Source organism: Psychrobacter sp. FME13, assembly GCF_014861395.1.
Classification (GTDB): Bacteria; Pseudomonadota; Gammaproteobacteria; order Pseudomonadales; family Moraxellaceae; genus Psychrobacter.
Map to the genome: position 1 here is coordinate 1 of NZ_RRYV01000078.1, position 14,334 is coordinate 14,334.

Genomic DNA, 14,334 nt, shown 5'->3' on the forward strand with positions numbered 1-14,334 from the left:
TGTTGAGCTGTCAGGTGGGCAAGTACATGACTCTAAGATGGCAAAGGCGTTGATAGATAGCACGATTAATAACCAGACTAAAGCGGTGATTGCAGACAGGGGCTACGATAGTAGCGATATTAGAGAGTGTATCTTCACGCACTGTGCTCAGTCAGTCATACCCGTTAAGTCGAACTCTAAAAGCTGTAACGACACACTAGATTGGTATTTGTATCGTTGCCGTCATTTGGTAGAAAACGCTTTTGCTAGGTTGAAACATTTTAGGGGCATTGCCACGCGATATGATAAGCTCAAAGATAGCTATGCAGCGGCGGTAATGCTCGCTTGTGTCTTTATCTGGTTGCCCCTGATTTGAATTCTATACACACCCTAGTACGGTGGCGATGCTTACAGTTGCTTCTGGCTGCTCATCTCCGCAAACAGATCTAGATAAAAAAACCATACCAACCAACTCTGACCAGTGGCAAAAAAATCTCGGCACCACCTTTGAACAGCTACCTAAGGCCGATCAGCAAGTCCTTAGTCGCTACATGCTAAGAATGAAGCTCAGTGGCGCTTACGAGTCTGGTGCCATGCCACGCACCACTATCAAACAAGCCCTCGTACAGCAGCGAGAATATGAGCGCTTGCACCCAAATAATCCAACTGGTAAGAAAAGTCCTCTCGTCACCAGTCAGCCAGCTAATAGTGCAAATATTCAAAGCTACCCTATCGCCCTATTGCCAGTCAAAACCAGTGATAACGATAGCCTAAACCAAGTCAAACTACAGTTTATGCTCTCCAACCACGGTCCAGTCGCCATTCAAAGCTTCAAAGGCACACTAACCATGCAAGATGCCAAACTAACACAAGGTAAAAGCTTCAATATACCTTTAACTCAGTTTGAGCCTCCTATTCAACCAGAACAATCTGGCAAAATCATTATCGAGAGTAGTATTGAAGACATCAATGTCATGCGTGCCATTAAAAATACCAAGGACATGACTATTATGATTAGCGAAGGTGTTTTAACGTTAGAAGATGGACAAACTGTAGAGTTTGATGAGTCGCTAATGAAATAAATGACGTCATTGCAAGTTAGTTCATTGCAGCATCATTGAAAAGAGTCTTAGGAAAAGCACATAAAAAAAGCCCCAATCAGTAATGATTGGGGCTTTTTAGAATTTGGCGGAGACGGAGAGATTCGAACTCTCGAAGGGCTATGAACCCTTGTCGGTTTTCAAGACCGGTGCATTCAACCGCTCTGCCACGTCTCCATTGGTGCATCATTATATAGATATCATTTCATAATGCAAGCGTATAATCTAAAAAATTTAAATTATTTTATCAGTAACCTTCAAACACTTATTTATGGTGCGCTGGAGGCTAGATGCAAGCACATATCTAGCAGCCTATTGGCATAGCCCCATTCATTATCATACCAAGCAAAAACCTTATATTGCTCACCTACTGCCATTAACTGCTGCCCATCAATGATAAGCGATTCAGTCTGATGAATAAAGTCGCTTGAGACCAATGGCTCGTCGGTATAAGCCATGATATCGCGTAAATCACTTTGACTGGCTGATTTAAGTACTTCACTCACTTCTTCAATGCTCACATTAAACTTATCAAATACAAACGTCACATCGATGGCAGCCACATCGATAGTTGGTACACGTATTGAGTGCCCATTTATCTTGCCTATCATCGTTGGTAGTACACGCTCTGTCGCAGCGATACTGCTAGAAGTCGTTGGGATAATATTATAACCTGAAGCACGTGCACGTCTCGGATCACGATGCGCTTGATCGAGTACCGTTTGATCAGCGGTGACGGCATGAATCTCCGTCATCATCGCTGACTTTACACCAAACGCTTTATCAAGCGTCGCAATCAGTGGCACCAATGCCTGTGTCGTACAAGAGACACTCGATATAATCGGTAGCTCACGCGTCAACTCATCGCTATTCACACCCATAACAATACAGGCATCAACATCATCGAAAGGCGCAGCACCGATAATCACTTGCTGCGCGCCCGCCTCTATATGCAATTGTGCTTGCTCATAAGAGCGAAAATGCCCCGTGCACTCTAACACCACATCAACATCAAGCTCCTGCCATGGTAGATGTTGTGGATTAGCTTCTGACAGCATATTGATACAATACGTCAGATTACTTTTGGTCAGGCAAAGCTGAGTCTTGCTAGCATCAGCCTCAATATCGTTATCGGTATCATTCTCTACGACCTCAGCACTAACACCCAGTCGACTCAACCGTCCATGCGTACTATCAAATTTTAACAAATGCAGTAAAATATCAGCTGGCGCCAGATCATTAATCGCCACCACATGAATCGCACGCCCTAGCACCTCAAAGCGCTCTAACAATGCGCGTAATACATTGCGACCTATACGACCAAAGCCATTAATAGCGACTCTCAGTGGCTGTGTATGCTCGCCAGTCGTATGAAACGCGGCTACTGGGTCAGACTTTAATTGATAAGTAGCGCTAGAAAAATCAGGCATAACAAGGGATCACTGTAAAAGGACATATAAAATGGAGCGCGGTAAAAACAAACAAATACTATCTAGGGCGTAATAAAAATCAGTGCCAAGCGAATGGTGTTGTAGTCAATAGCTTGCTTAAGATGATCAAATATTGGTCGCAGCTTAACACTACCATCGTCATTAAAATCGTTTGGATTGTTGGCCACTTTAATCGCTACATAGGCATTACCCACAGCCGTCATCACCTCATCATCTGGACGCAAATGATCACAAGCCAAACTTGGATCTTGCGACTTTAGCTCACCGATATGACGCATAATGGTGGATTGAGACAACTGACGCTCTTGAGAAATCTCTGCGATAGACAGACTCTCCTCTAACAACAGACGAGTCTCTGATAATGTACTGGCCGACTTATCTGATACTTGATTGCCCAGTTTTTGCTTTTTGTCCAGCTGCGCCTGCTGTTGCTCACGGCGTTTTTTCTGTAGCTTGGCATAAGCATCGATCACCGATTTGCTGAGTGTACCACCAGATTTCAGCACAAACTTTTCATGTGCCTGTGTCATACTTTCTTCATCGAGCATCGCATAACTGGCATCTGCTTCCTCAGACAACACTAAAAACCGCTTATCCGCACCGCGCGCGAGTGGATCTAACTGCAAGCTCATATCGTTCATGCCAAGCAGCTGTAACCCCGCCAGCGACTTAAGTCTAGACAGTGCCACATAGCCTTGTCCAAGCTCAAAAGTACGTGATAAATCAATCTCAGCAGCATCTAACGTCATGCCTTGAGACTTATGAATGGTAATCGCCCATGCTAGACAGAGTGGCACTTGTAGATAGCTTGCCAGCACATCACCTGTCTCATCTTCAATAATCCATTCTTCAGGCTCAGCGACGACTTCTCGTCCTGAGTTTAGCCTCACCACTGGCATTTTTTGCGTCGTTGGCTTTTTTGTTTTTGATTTTTCTTTATCTTTTTTGGCAGCGCTTTTTTTATGCTTAGCAGTGTCTTCATCGCTGTCAGTATGGCTGTTATTATCTGCATCTTCAATCAATGCATCATTACCGTCTTTGCTGTCATCAATTTTAACAGCAGCAAAACCAATCAGCTCACCCATAGTGCCATTAGACACGCCCAACTCTGTGTTGTTTTTGATAAACATCACTTTGGCACCAACTTTAAGAGTCAGGTCGTCTTGCGTACGGACGGTCTTTTTTAAGGTTTCAACCAGCTTACTATCACCAGTGGAAGTCGCCTCAAAACGCATCATCTCACCATCTAACGCCGCAAGCTCTTTATCATTGATTTTGTTGACATTGAGATTATGTGTATACAGACGGGTACGCTTGATATCAACGTTTTGATCAAAGGTGGTTTCTAGAGCCGCAATTGCCTCAAAAGTCACTTCTTGGCGTCGAATTTGATTAAGAATATCATCCAAATCCAGCCCGCCATTAGCAGCTTCGCTCACCTGCCTATGCTGCTCAGATAAATAGCAAATATGAAACTTGGCATCGAGCCACGCCTCGGACATAAAGGCAAACTTTTCACGGTTACTCTCACCCTTACTACCGATCGGTGGTAACTGAAAAAAGTCCCCTGCCACCACCACTTGTATGCCGCCAAACGCTTTGTCGCTTTTACGAATATGTTTAAGTACTTGACTGACCAAATTGAGCTGCTTGGCATGCAACATAGATATTTCATCAATGATGAGAACAGCGGTATCTTTTAATCTATCTGCTAAAAACTGCTTGCGAGACAAGTTGGTTAGGTCACGATCAGACAGCTCGTCTTTGATACCGATACCTGACCAGCTATGAATAGTTGTGCCGTTCATGTGTGTGGCTGCAATCCCTGTACTAGCAGTGACCGCAACAGGTACGCGACGCGCACGCAGATAGTCGATATATTGGTTGAGAGTGTAAGTCTTCCCTGAACCTGCGGAGCCAGTCAAAAAGACATTTTGACCTGTTTTTAAGATATCAAGAGCAGAGGACTGACGCATATATATAAACCAACCAATAACTGAGAAAAAAGATCCGCTATCAGCAAATTTACAAATGCTATAGCCTAAAACTGGCAATAATTATAACAGCTAGAGCTACTTTACAAAGCACTTTAACCAAAGCATTTTTCATAACTATAATTCATATATATGACTTATATTTATCATTAAAAGTAAGTATAAATTTGTTGAAAACTTCAGTAGGATTAATGGAGAACTTGATCAGGAAGATTAGGTAGTGATTATATCGGCACTTATTTCAGACATAATTAAGTTATAAATTATTGCTGATGTATCGCTTGCCTTTTAAATAAAACAACAAGGAGCAATAAATGTTATACCCAAATCCAAATACCGAAAAAAGCCAAGTCCAATTCCGCGAAAAATACGATAACTTCATCAATGGCGAATGGGTCGCACCCGTTGATGGTGAATACTTTGACAACACCAGTCCCGTCGATGGCAAGGTCATTTGCCAAGTCGCCCGCTCAAAACCAGCAGATATCGAAAAGGCGTTAGACGCGGCCCATGCTGCAAAAGACGCTTGGGGCAAAACCAGCGTCACTGAACGTGCCAATCTACTACTCAAAATCGCTGATAAGATGGAAGCCAATCTTGAGTCGATCGCCATTGCAGAGTGCTATGAAAATGGCAAACCCGTTCGTGAGACACTGGCAGCCGATATCCCGCTAGCGGTTGATCATTTCCGTTATTTTGCCAGTGCGATTCGCGCTCAAGAAGGCGGCATCAGTCAAATTGATGATGACACCGTTGCCTATCATTTTCATGAGCCACTAGGCGTTGTCGGTCAAATTATTCCTTGGAACTTTCCTATCTTAATGGCTGTTTGGAAACTGGCACCTGCACTTGCTGCGGGTAACTGTGTGGTTCTAAAACCTGCTGAACAAACCCCTGCTTCTATTCTATATATGCTAGAGATTATCGGTGCTGCTGACATCTTACCTAAAGGCGTATTGAACGTGGTCAATGGCTTTGGTGTCGAAGCTGGTAAGCCATTAGCCTCCAACCCTCGTATCAATAAAGTAGCCTTTACAGGTGAAACCACGACTGGTCGTCTTATCATGCAGTATGCCAGTGAAAACATCATTCCTGTGACCTTGGAGCTGGGTGGTAAGAGTCCAAACATCTTCTTCGCTGACATCATGGATGAAGATGATGATTTCTTAGACAAAGCAGTTGAAGGCTTGGTAATGTTTGCGCTGAACCAAGGTGAAGTCTGTACCTGTCCATCACGTGCGCTGGTACATGAAAGCATCTATGACGAATTTATCAAACGCTGTGTCGCTCGTGTTGAAGCCATCAAAATGGGCAATCCATTAGATACTGATACTATGATTGGAGCACAAGCAAGCTCAGATCAACTAGAAAAAATCCTGTCGTATCTAGATATCGGTAAGCAAGAAGGTGCTAAAGTGCTGGTCGGTGGTGATCAAGCCAAACATGATGGCGATATCGCAGATGGTTATTATGTGCAGCCTACTATCTTTGAAGGCACAAACGATATGCGTGTATTCCAAGAAGAAATTTTTGGACCTGTGCTTGCTGTGACCACTTTTAAAGATGACGAAGAGGCAATGAAAATTGCCAACGACACTTTATATGGTTTAGGTGCTGGCGTGTGGACTCGCAGCGTACATAAAGCCTACCGTTTCGGCCGTGGCATCCAAGCTGGTCGCGTCTGGACCAATTGTTATCATATCTATCCTGCTCACTCTGCGTTCGGTGGCTATAAGCAATCCGGTATTGGCCGCGAAAACCATCTGATGATGCTTGATCATTATCAGCAAACCAAAAACATGCTAGTATCTTACGATCCTAAAAAAATGGGATTCTTCTAAACGCACCTTGCACTTTTAATACAAGCGTCAAGCGCTTTGCAACCGAGGTTGCAAAGTGTGTTAGGAGTGCTTATAGAGCACTTTCATATAGTAGCAATAGTCGCTTCACTTTAGTTTAGATATGAGAAAGGCGCATGAAAGTACTACAAGTAGTAGGCTAAGCGATACTGACACCGTATCCAATTTATAGACGACTGACTACATTAAGACTTATAACAAGGAATAATAACATGACTAATAAAATGAAAGCCGCCGTACTGCATGAGTTTCACCAACCTCTGCAAATCGAAGAAGTTGATATCCCAACGCCAGGTGCTGGTGAGATTGTGGTCAAAATGCAAGCATCAGGTGTCTGCCATACTGACTTACATGCCGTTGAAGGCGATTGGCCAGTCAAACCCAGTCCGCCGTTTATCCCTGGGCATGAAGGCGTTGGCCTAATCACTGCCGTTGGCGAAGGTGTCACCCATGTTAAAGAAGGCGATCGCGTTGGTGTGCCTTGGCTCTACTCTGCTTGTGGCCACTGTACTCATTGTTTGGGCGGTTGGGAAACGCTATGCGAGAGCCAACAAAACGCTGGCTACTCAGTCAATGGTAGTTTTTCAGAGTATGTATTGGCTAATGCTAACTATGTCGGCATCATCCCTGAAAGCGTAGACTCGATAGAAATTGCCCCTGTACTTTGTGCTGGTGTTACCGTCTATAAAGGTCTAAAAATGACTGAAGCCAAGCCTGGCGACTGGGTCGTTATCTCTGGTATCGGTGGACTTGGCCATATGGCAGTTCAGTACGCTATCGCCATGGGACTAAACGTTGCCGCTGTCGATATTGACGACGAGAAACTTGAATTTGCTAAAAAACTGGGCGCAACCATTACTGTTAATGCAAAAAACACCGATCCAGGCGAGTACCTAAAAGAAGAAATCGGTGGCGCTCATGGTGTCCTAGTAACAGCCGTATCTTCAATCGCCTTTGATCAAGCGATTAGTATGGTCAGACGTGGTGGCACAGTCGTCTTTAACGGCTTACCAACAGGCGACTTCCCTGTCTCTATCTTTGACACCGTACTAAACGGTATCACTATTCGCGGCTCTATCGTGGGTACACGTTTGGACTTACAAGAATCGCTAGATATGGCAGCGGCAGGAAAGGTCAGAGCGACTGTGGCAGCAGAACCACTAGAAAACATCAACGATATCTTTGATCGTATGCGTAATGGCAAGATCGAAGGTCGTATTGTCATTGATTATAGCCTGTAATTGTTGCTCGTGATATGTTGACTTTGTCTCAACATGGTCGACTCAAGATGATGCGACTATAAATCACACATGTAATCATAAGCCATCAGTCGTATCGTCTTCATTCGCATGCTATAAATGATGCGAGTCTAGATGATACGACTTTTTATATTCTCGCTCAGTATGATCGTGAGCTAGCACGCCTCACTCCAATACTTCAAATAAAACGTCTTTTACAACTGTATTTTAATGATAAGGAAATCATCATGAAAGTCGAAGCGACAGAAGCCTGTATCGAATTAATCGAATTACTTAAATCTAAACACGGTGAGCTGATGTTTCATCAATCAGGTGGCTGCTGTGATGGTAGCTCCCCCATGTGCTATCCGCTAGGTGAATTTAAGGTAGGTGATCAGGATGTATTAATCGGCGAGATTGCTGGTTGTCCATTTTATATGGGCAAAGCACAGCATACATTATGGCAAAACACAGATTTGACCATTGATGTGGTTAACGGACGTGGCGCCAGCTTTTCACTAGAAATACCAGAAGGCAAACGTTTTATCGTGCGCTCAGAAGTGTGCAAGATTTAATTTTATAAGTGATGCCAGCCGCCGTCTTATGTTCCTAGTAGTTTTTTTGTCAGCTTTTGCACAGGCTGACCGATGATTAAAACAGCCACGAAAGCCGCTGGCAATGCAATCTTCCATGCATTTAAAAAGTTTGTAAAAAAGGTATCTGACCAACCCAAATTTATAAATGTAATAAACATGGTCATCATAAATGAGAGCAATACAGACATTATTGCTGTGTTAACCACTCTAAATTTGAAGTTCATAATATTCCTATAAATTCAATGTAATATTCTATGAAATAGGTTCTTATCACCAATTAACCTATATAATTATATTATATATAAAAATATATTGTATATGAATTTAGAAAAACTGAATGTAATGATTGATTACTCAGGACTATGCTTTTCTAAATCTATTTGTTAATCAATATTCACCACACCGCGACATTTGGGAAATTGGCTACAAGCAAGAGGGCGCTGGGTTATATTAGGTCACTCATTTTCATGGAGATAAACAAGGTCAACGCTGCTCTGCCGCAGCCGCTTACCTACCACCCAGTGCAAAGCCGTCCGAACCGAACCGTTATTACCCACGCGCAAGCCAACCGTGTCATCATTGAAGACAAACGAGCAACTGGCGTAATTTACGAAAAGGATGGCATGCTCGGCTATATCCGCAATAAATCAGACACCATCTATCACCCTGTAGGCACTTGCCGAATGGGCTCAAACGATTGCTCAGTAGTGGATTTAGAGTTAAAGGTATTCGGCGTAAGCGGACTGCGCGTCATCGATGCGTCAATCATGCCAACACTGGTTAGCGCCAATACCAATGCACCAACGATCATGATCGCCGAAAAAGCAGCTGATATGATTAAAGCTAAACAGCATTTAGACTAGAGCGTGTCCTCATTTTAAAAATGGAGATAAAAACGAGATAAATTGACTCCGTTTGGCAAGGTAAGTCGCTTTTAACCTATTTAGATGACTAGCGATTGAATTGAAGAAGCGTCCTAATACTCTTTGTTATAGGGCGTGTTGAACATTCAAATGTGGTGCTGGCAGTGACTATTTTTTAGACAATATGCAGTGAAATTTTTGATGCCTAGTCATTCTAGGTTAAACAATTTCGCTATGTATTGGCAAAAAAGAGTACTGCCCTGAAAGGCTGATGCTAAAATCACCCCAAACGTCGTTACAAGCCTAGTTAAGGTCTCGACCTTATCGTCGGCTGGCGCCTAGTTTGGTGCAATTTTAGCGATCAGCAGCCCTAATATTTGAATGTTCAACACGCCCTAATGTTTTAGATCCTATTTTTGTTTTGGCTCTAAAATTCGCTTGGTTAGCTTTTGTACTGGACTGGCTATTATCATGACACAAACAAAGGCTACAGGCGCTGCTAGCATCCAAGCCTTGAGCCAATAATACACAAAGCCCTCTATCGAACCAAGATTGACAAAAGTGATATAGAGAGTCATCAACCCTGACAATAGCATCGCCATGATAGCCGTGTTAATGAGGCGAAATTTCCAACTTATAGCGACTTTATTCATAGTTGCTCGATTCATTATGATTTTTAATAGATGAGTTTTTGACAAATATTTTTTGATAAGTTTTTTATAAAAACAGTAATGTATGTTGAGCTTGCACAAATCAGCACTGTCAATATATGGCCGAGTATTCAACATACCTTATATATGTATTACTGCATCGCTTTCTCCAAAGCCGCCGTGTCCTCGTGCATGCGGTACAGGCAAATCTCGCCAGCATCATTAAAACGGACAATCATTGACCAAAGGCTATTAAATACTTTCCCTGTGTCTCTGACAGTGTGAGCAAGCTTGCCAAATCTGATCACGTAATCATCAGCGACGATGGACTCCTCCATGACAAACTCGCCAAACTCAAACATTTTTGCAAGATTTTTAAAAAACTCAATGCCTGCATTTTTACCACTGTGAGTACCATAAATAGGCACCTGACTGTCTGGATGTTCTCGGAACACCACGAACTTAACGTTTTCGTCACATTGCTGCATGGCCTGCTCATATTCGCCCGCAAATATATGAGTGACGAATTGATCGAGTGTTTGGGCATTTGATTGTGATGGCATTAGTATCTCAATATTTTTAAAGTAGATAATAATTCTAATGTAGTGCAACACAGATAAACAGAGGACAGATCAGCAATCACTGTGCAAAAATGCACGGTGAAATTTGCTAAACTGATTATTTAGACTAAGATCAGTACTCATGCTGAAAGGTGATGGTGACATGCAGTGGGATGATTTGGCTTACTTTGTTTGCTTGGTAGAAAAACAGACACTGACTGCCTGCGCTGAAGAGATGGGCGTGCAACACAGTACGGTTGCGAGGCGCATAGATCATCTTGAGCAGACATTAGTGGTAAACCTGTTTGATCGATTAGGTAAACGCTATGCACTGACGCCAGAAGGTTCGATGCTCTACAATCAAGCCACTGAAGTGAAAAAAGAAATCGCTATATTCGAGAGAATGGCGATTGATCAAAACGCCATGCAGGGCAAAGTGGTTATATCGGCACCACCTGTCTGGGCGAATGAAGTGTTAATGCCTGCTCTGGCTGATTTTCGCCAGCAACTCCCAAATATATTAATCGAATTGAGCGGTGAAGTTGGCTTGAGCAATTTACATCACAGAGAAGCAGACATCGCCATTAGAACACGTTGTCCTACACAAAAGGATCTGGTTGCTCGTATTATTGGGTCCACAAGATATGGCTTCTTTGCTAATGATGAATACCTCAAACACACTCGCTCTGACCAATGGCAATTAATAGAGTTCCAAGCCAACGCTCGAGTGCTGGCTTGGTCACAGGCGTTAATGAAACAGTATGCCTATACGAGTGCATTTAACACTAATGATCTATATATGGCTTGTCACGCTGCTCGTAAAAAAATAGGTATCGCGTTACTACCAGAGTTTTTAGCCCATCAATACCCAGAGCTAACGGCAGTTGACCCAATTAATCGAGTATCACTAACAGCTCGAACACCATCAATATTGGAGAATATTCACTCTTCAACACTTGTTTCAGACAATCAGGATTCAATTTCAAATACCAATATTCCGCTGACTCAAGACTACCCTCTCTATCTTGTGATGCATCCTGATGTCAGACGCTCTGCACGAGTAAGAGCAGTTGCTGATTGGCTAGTTGCTAGTTGTGCTAGCTATTAGAGTATTTTGCTTAGCTCAAGCAGCTATTAGGGTATGGATTATATGAAGCAGCGTTAATCAATATTCACCACACCGCGGCATTTGGGAAATTGACTACAACCATAAAATGTCTGACCAAGCCGTGCGCCCTTTTTGACAACACGTTTGACCATTTCTCCCTGGCATTTTGGACAGGTAGGTATTTGCTCGGTAACAACCGTACCAAGGGTTTTTTCCGTTGTTTTGAGATTAGTAATATTAGACTTGATAACCTCACATTCAGCTATTTTAAAATCATTGCCCGATAACTCAGAATCTACAACCTCAAACGGTGTGAGAAACACTTTATCAGCCATATTATGCGATATACTGACATGTGTCGCACTCGCCTGCTGAGTATTCAAACTATCAATCGGTAACTCGTTAGATACAACTTCAGTCTGACCAGACCATTGCAGCACTTCTTTACTTTGTAGCGTGGCTCGTTTAGCGGTTTCTCTTACGATCAGCTCTGGTGTGGGCTTATTGGTAGGTTGAGCCACTGATTTATCAGTAGCGTTACCACTAGGCTTTTTGTTTGATGGGCTATGCTTGTCTTTTAGATAGGCTTTATGCTTCCGGTTAGTGCGCCAAGATTTGCTAAACCTGTTGCTATTAATCTGCTCAACGATGGATGTAACCTCATCTTCAGTCAGTAGCTTATCTTGCTTTTTCTTCACATAAGACGCCATACCACTCGTCAATACATGTTCGGGCAACTCATCGCGGGTTTTTAGTTCACACTCACCGATGAAGGCAATCATCGAATGAAAGTAGCTCAGCTCTAAACTTAATAAATCTGCAAGCGTTTTAATATGTAGATAATTTTGGCGCAATGGGTTTTGGAATTTGAATTTACTGCCATTTGGGAATGATTGCGTCCACTGTCTTTGCTTCTCGCTACCATATATCCAGCCTTTATAGTTTTTGGTTTCGATGACAAAGATGCCGTATACGGAGACAATGATATGGTCGATTTGGGTACTGCCACCATTGGCTCTTGGCAAAGTAATACCGTTTAATCGGTGGTAGACATCTTTTTCAAGCTTAAGCCACATGGCGACGTTGATAACGGTCTCGCCTAAGAAGCCTTTGAAGGAAGATTTTAGGGACATAATGAATTTCTCAAAGAATAGCCCAATAGGCTGACATCTACTAAACAAAAGATTTGAGCACATATAAAATATTTATAAATATGATTACGCCAATGACAATTTTTATGAAGCTTGTACTTTCTTGTTTTGCTTCTGCAAAATTCTGTTGAATCGATTCTGTAACGAAGTCCATATCGGTTGAAGTAGGCTTATAACTGTTAAAAGATGCTTTATTAGCTAAGCTTGGAATATCATCAATAAGCTCAGTCACTTGTGGCCGAAGGTGCTTCTCATACCCTTTCCAAGGATTATCACTCTCATAAAGTTTTCGTACGCCGTAATACATATCTTCTTCAAAATAACTGTCTTGAATCCATTCATCATAATAAGCTGGGTCCCAAAACTTGGCGGGAAGTACAGTAACCTCAGCTGTTTCATCACTGATTAAAATAGGAAATGAGCTTTGCAAAATACCATTGGGTAAATGTAATCGCCAAACGAACATACTGGTAGACTTTAGTGGTAAAGGCGTAATGCTATTAGGGATGTCAAAACCAAGCATTCTAGTATGTTCGTCAGTTATGTGCTCGGCATACTTTAATATTTCTATATCATCCGTATCAGGAATGTTATTTTTAAAAGTATAAAGTTCATGTGCAATTTCTGCTAGATAAGAAACTGGTGTTCGCCCTGTTGGATCGTATAATACTTCAGCAGGACAAGAGTATGTCTGATCAAAAGACCATAGCATTTTATTTGCTTGGACGACATGAGCCCATACTACTTTGCCTGTTTTATATAGCTTAGACAATTGGTTCATTTGTTCATACAAGACGTCGTCTTTCATCCATTTTGGAGGCATCATTTGTAAGTAAGCTAAATCCGCTCGATCTAAATTAGCAAATTCAATCTCCCTATCAAACTTCAACTCCATAGTGGGTACGGGTGGCAAAGGCTGGTTGAAATCAGTATTTCTTAATATAGTAGATGGAACTAGCTCCAACACACTTTGCCAAATTGTTTGGTCTTGTAATACCCCATCATCACTAGCTATTATCAATGCTTGGTAAATCACTTGCTTAGGAACGAAAAAATCACATAAATCTTGGATATCACTATCAAACTCGACAAACATGTTTTCAGTCAGTGCGGTCTGACCCCCTATACAATGATCGCTTGCATCAGGGTACCAAACTGGGGCTTCTCTACGAGCTCGTCCAATGATTTCACCTAAATAGTAGCTCAATATCTCAATAGTCGAGCTATTGTGCAGCGGGTATTCTGAAGAAAAAATTCGATACTCTGTAAAGTCAGGTAGTCTTGTTTTAACCGTTAGCAACCACTCATCAATTCGCTTGAGACTATTTAGTGAATAATCAAGATTACAGTCACGAAGCTCTTTTTCATATATAAAGTCATGACGCTTGGTCAAATCATCTAACTCATTAGAACTCAACTTTTTTGACATGTCAGAAAAGAAATCATCTAACGTTAAGAGCACGTTTACTGTTTCAACAGTCGGTTGATTAGACGTAAGGAATGGCTTTTGCGAGTTAATAGAAGTCGTGCAACTTGTCATGATTTTATCGTCTTAGAAAATATTGAATTTTAGTTTATGTCGTTTAATAGTTAGCTACCGATGACTACCTGTCTACTAAATCTCTTTTCTTCCATTGCACATAATTAAAATTATCTTTAGCAATGTCTATATGCCAATCATAAGGGAATAAGTCTGATTGTATTTCTTGTGGAATACTATTTTTATGTATTAGGACTTACGCAACAATCAGTCTAGGCGAGCGTAACTGCTCGCAGAGATAGTCA

Annotated in this window: 13 protein-coding genes, 1 tRNA gene and 1 pseudogene; 7 read left to right on the forward strand and 8 right to left on the reverse strand. The window is 42.1% G+C overall.

From position 1 onward, the window contains the following. Both EI164_RS10030 and EI164_RS10035 read left to right on the forward strand, forming a co-directional pair. The coding region (locus EI164_RS10030) for an IS5 family transposase (protein ID WP_192519828.1) at window positions 1-355 on the forward strand (355 nt) is incomplete at its 5' end. Between the two features lie 28 nt (window positions 356-383). Next, window positions 384-1,061 (forward strand): hypothetical protein, encoded by a 678-nt coding sequence (locus tag EI164_RS10035; RefSeq protein ID WP_192519829.1) that lies wholly within the window; start codon window positions 384-386, stop codon window positions 1,059-1,061. A gap of 104 nt (window positions 1,062-1,165) precedes the next feature. On the opposite strand, the gene EI164_RS10040 is transcribed toward EI164_RS10035, so the two are convergent. The 3 genes from EI164_RS10040 to EI164_RS10050 form a co-directional block, all read right to left on the reverse strand. After that, window positions 1,166-1,256: transfer RNA gene (locus EI164_RS10040), tRNA-Ser, on the reverse strand. A gap of 92 nt (window positions 1,257-1,348) precedes the next feature. After that, a complete protein-coding gene (locus tag EI164_RS10045) occupies window positions 1,349-2,509 on the reverse strand; it encodes a type I glyceraldehyde-3-phosphate dehydrogenase (protein WP_192519830.1) in 1,161 nt (386 codons plus the stop codon). A 62-nt stretch (window positions 2,510-2,571) separates the two neighbouring features. Further along, window positions 2,572-4,506: an AAA family ATPase gene (locus EI164_RS10050; protein WP_192519831.1), complete on the reverse strand. Its 1,935-nt coding sequence runs from the start codon at window positions 4,504-4,506 to the stop codon at window positions 2,572-2,574. Window positions 4,507-4,838: 332 nt separating this feature from the next. Here EI164_RS10050 and EI164_RS10055 point away from each other — a divergent pair, with 332 nt between their 5' ends. The 3 genes from EI164_RS10055 to EI164_RS10065 all read left to right on the forward strand — a co-directional run bounded on the left by EI164_RS10055 (window position 4,839) and on the right by EI164_RS10065 (window position 8,196). Beyond that, window positions 4,839-6,365 carry an aldehyde dehydrogenase family protein gene (locus tag EI164_RS10055; RefSeq protein ID WP_192519832.1) on the forward strand — a complete coding sequence of 509 codons (1,527 nt, stop codon included), beginning with the start codon at window positions 4,839-4,841 and terminating at the stop codon, window positions 6,363-6,365. Window positions 6,366-6,595: 230 nt separating this feature from the next. Beyond that, the gene (gene adhP / locus EI164_RS10060) at window positions 6,596-7,624 is read left to right on the forward strand and encodes an alcohol dehydrogenase AdhP (RefSeq protein WP_192519833.1); all 1,029 of its coding nucleotides are present in this window, start codon (window positions 6,596-6,598) and stop codon (window positions 7,622-7,624) included. Window positions 7,625-7,869: 245 nt separating this feature from the next. After that, on the forward strand, window positions 7,870-8,196 hold the full coding sequence (locus tag EI164_RS10065; RefSeq protein WP_192519834.1) for a DUF779 domain-containing protein: 327 nt from the start codon (window positions 7,870-7,872) through the stop codon (window positions 8,194-8,196). A gap of 26 nt (window positions 8,197-8,222) precedes the next feature. Here EI164_RS10065 and EI164_RS10070 read toward each other — a convergent pair whose 3' ends face one another. Then, window positions 8,223-8,441, reverse strand: a complete 219-nt coding sequence (locus tag EI164_RS10070; protein WP_192519835.1) for a DUF2798 domain-containing protein — start codon at window positions 8,439-8,441, stop codon at window positions 8,223-8,225. A 420-nt stretch (window positions 8,442-8,861) separates the two neighbouring features. Between EI164_RS10070 and EI164_RS17310 the strand changes: the two are divergent. Beyond that, window positions 8,862-9,080, forward strand: a pseudogene (locus tag EI164_RS17310) (GMC oxidoreductase); the annotation flags it as partial. A 410-nt stretch (window positions 9,081-9,490) separates the two neighbouring features. Here EI164_RS17310 and EI164_RS10080 read toward each other — a convergent pair. Both EI164_RS10080 and EI164_RS10085 read right to left on the reverse strand, forming a co-directional pair. Further along, window positions 9,491-9,733 (reverse strand): DUF2798 domain-containing protein, encoded by a 243-nt coding sequence (locus EI164_RS10080; RefSeq protein ID WP_192519836.1) that lies wholly within the window; start codon window positions 9,731-9,733, stop codon window positions 9,491-9,493. Between the two features lie 149 nt (window positions 9,734-9,882). Next, window positions 9,883-10,293, reverse strand: coding sequence for a nuclear transport factor 2 family protein (locus tag EI164_RS10085; RefSeq protein WP_192519837.1), 411 nt, complete (start codon window positions 10,291-10,293; stop codon window positions 9,883-9,885). Window positions 10,294-10,432: 139 nt separating this feature from the next. Here EI164_RS10085 and EI164_RS10090 point away from each other — a divergent pair, with 139 nt between their 5' ends. Continuing rightward, window positions 10,433-11,398 carry a LysR family transcriptional regulator gene (locus EI164_RS10090; RefSeq protein WP_192519838.1) on the forward strand — a complete coding sequence of 322 codons (966 nt, stop codon included), beginning with the start codon at window positions 10,433-10,435 and terminating at the stop codon, window positions 11,396-11,398. A gap of 53 nt (window positions 11,399-11,451) precedes the next feature. Here EI164_RS10090 and EI164_RS10095 read toward each other — a convergent pair whose 3' ends face one another. Both EI164_RS10095 and EI164_RS10100 read right to left on the reverse strand, forming a co-directional pair. Further along, on the reverse strand, window positions 11,452-12,531 hold the full coding sequence (locus tag EI164_RS10095) for an NERD domain-containing protein (RefSeq protein ID WP_192519839.1): 1,080 nt from the start codon (window positions 12,529-12,531) through the stop codon (window positions 11,452-11,454). A 40-nt stretch (window positions 12,532-12,571) separates the two neighbouring features. After that, the gene (locus EI164_RS10100; RefSeq protein ID WP_192519840.1) at window positions 12,572-13,942 is read right to left on the reverse strand and encodes a hypothetical protein; all 1,371 of its coding nucleotides are present in this window, start codon (window positions 13,940-13,942) and stop codon (window positions 12,572-12,574) included. Window positions 13,943-14,334 lie beyond the last annotated feature (392 nt).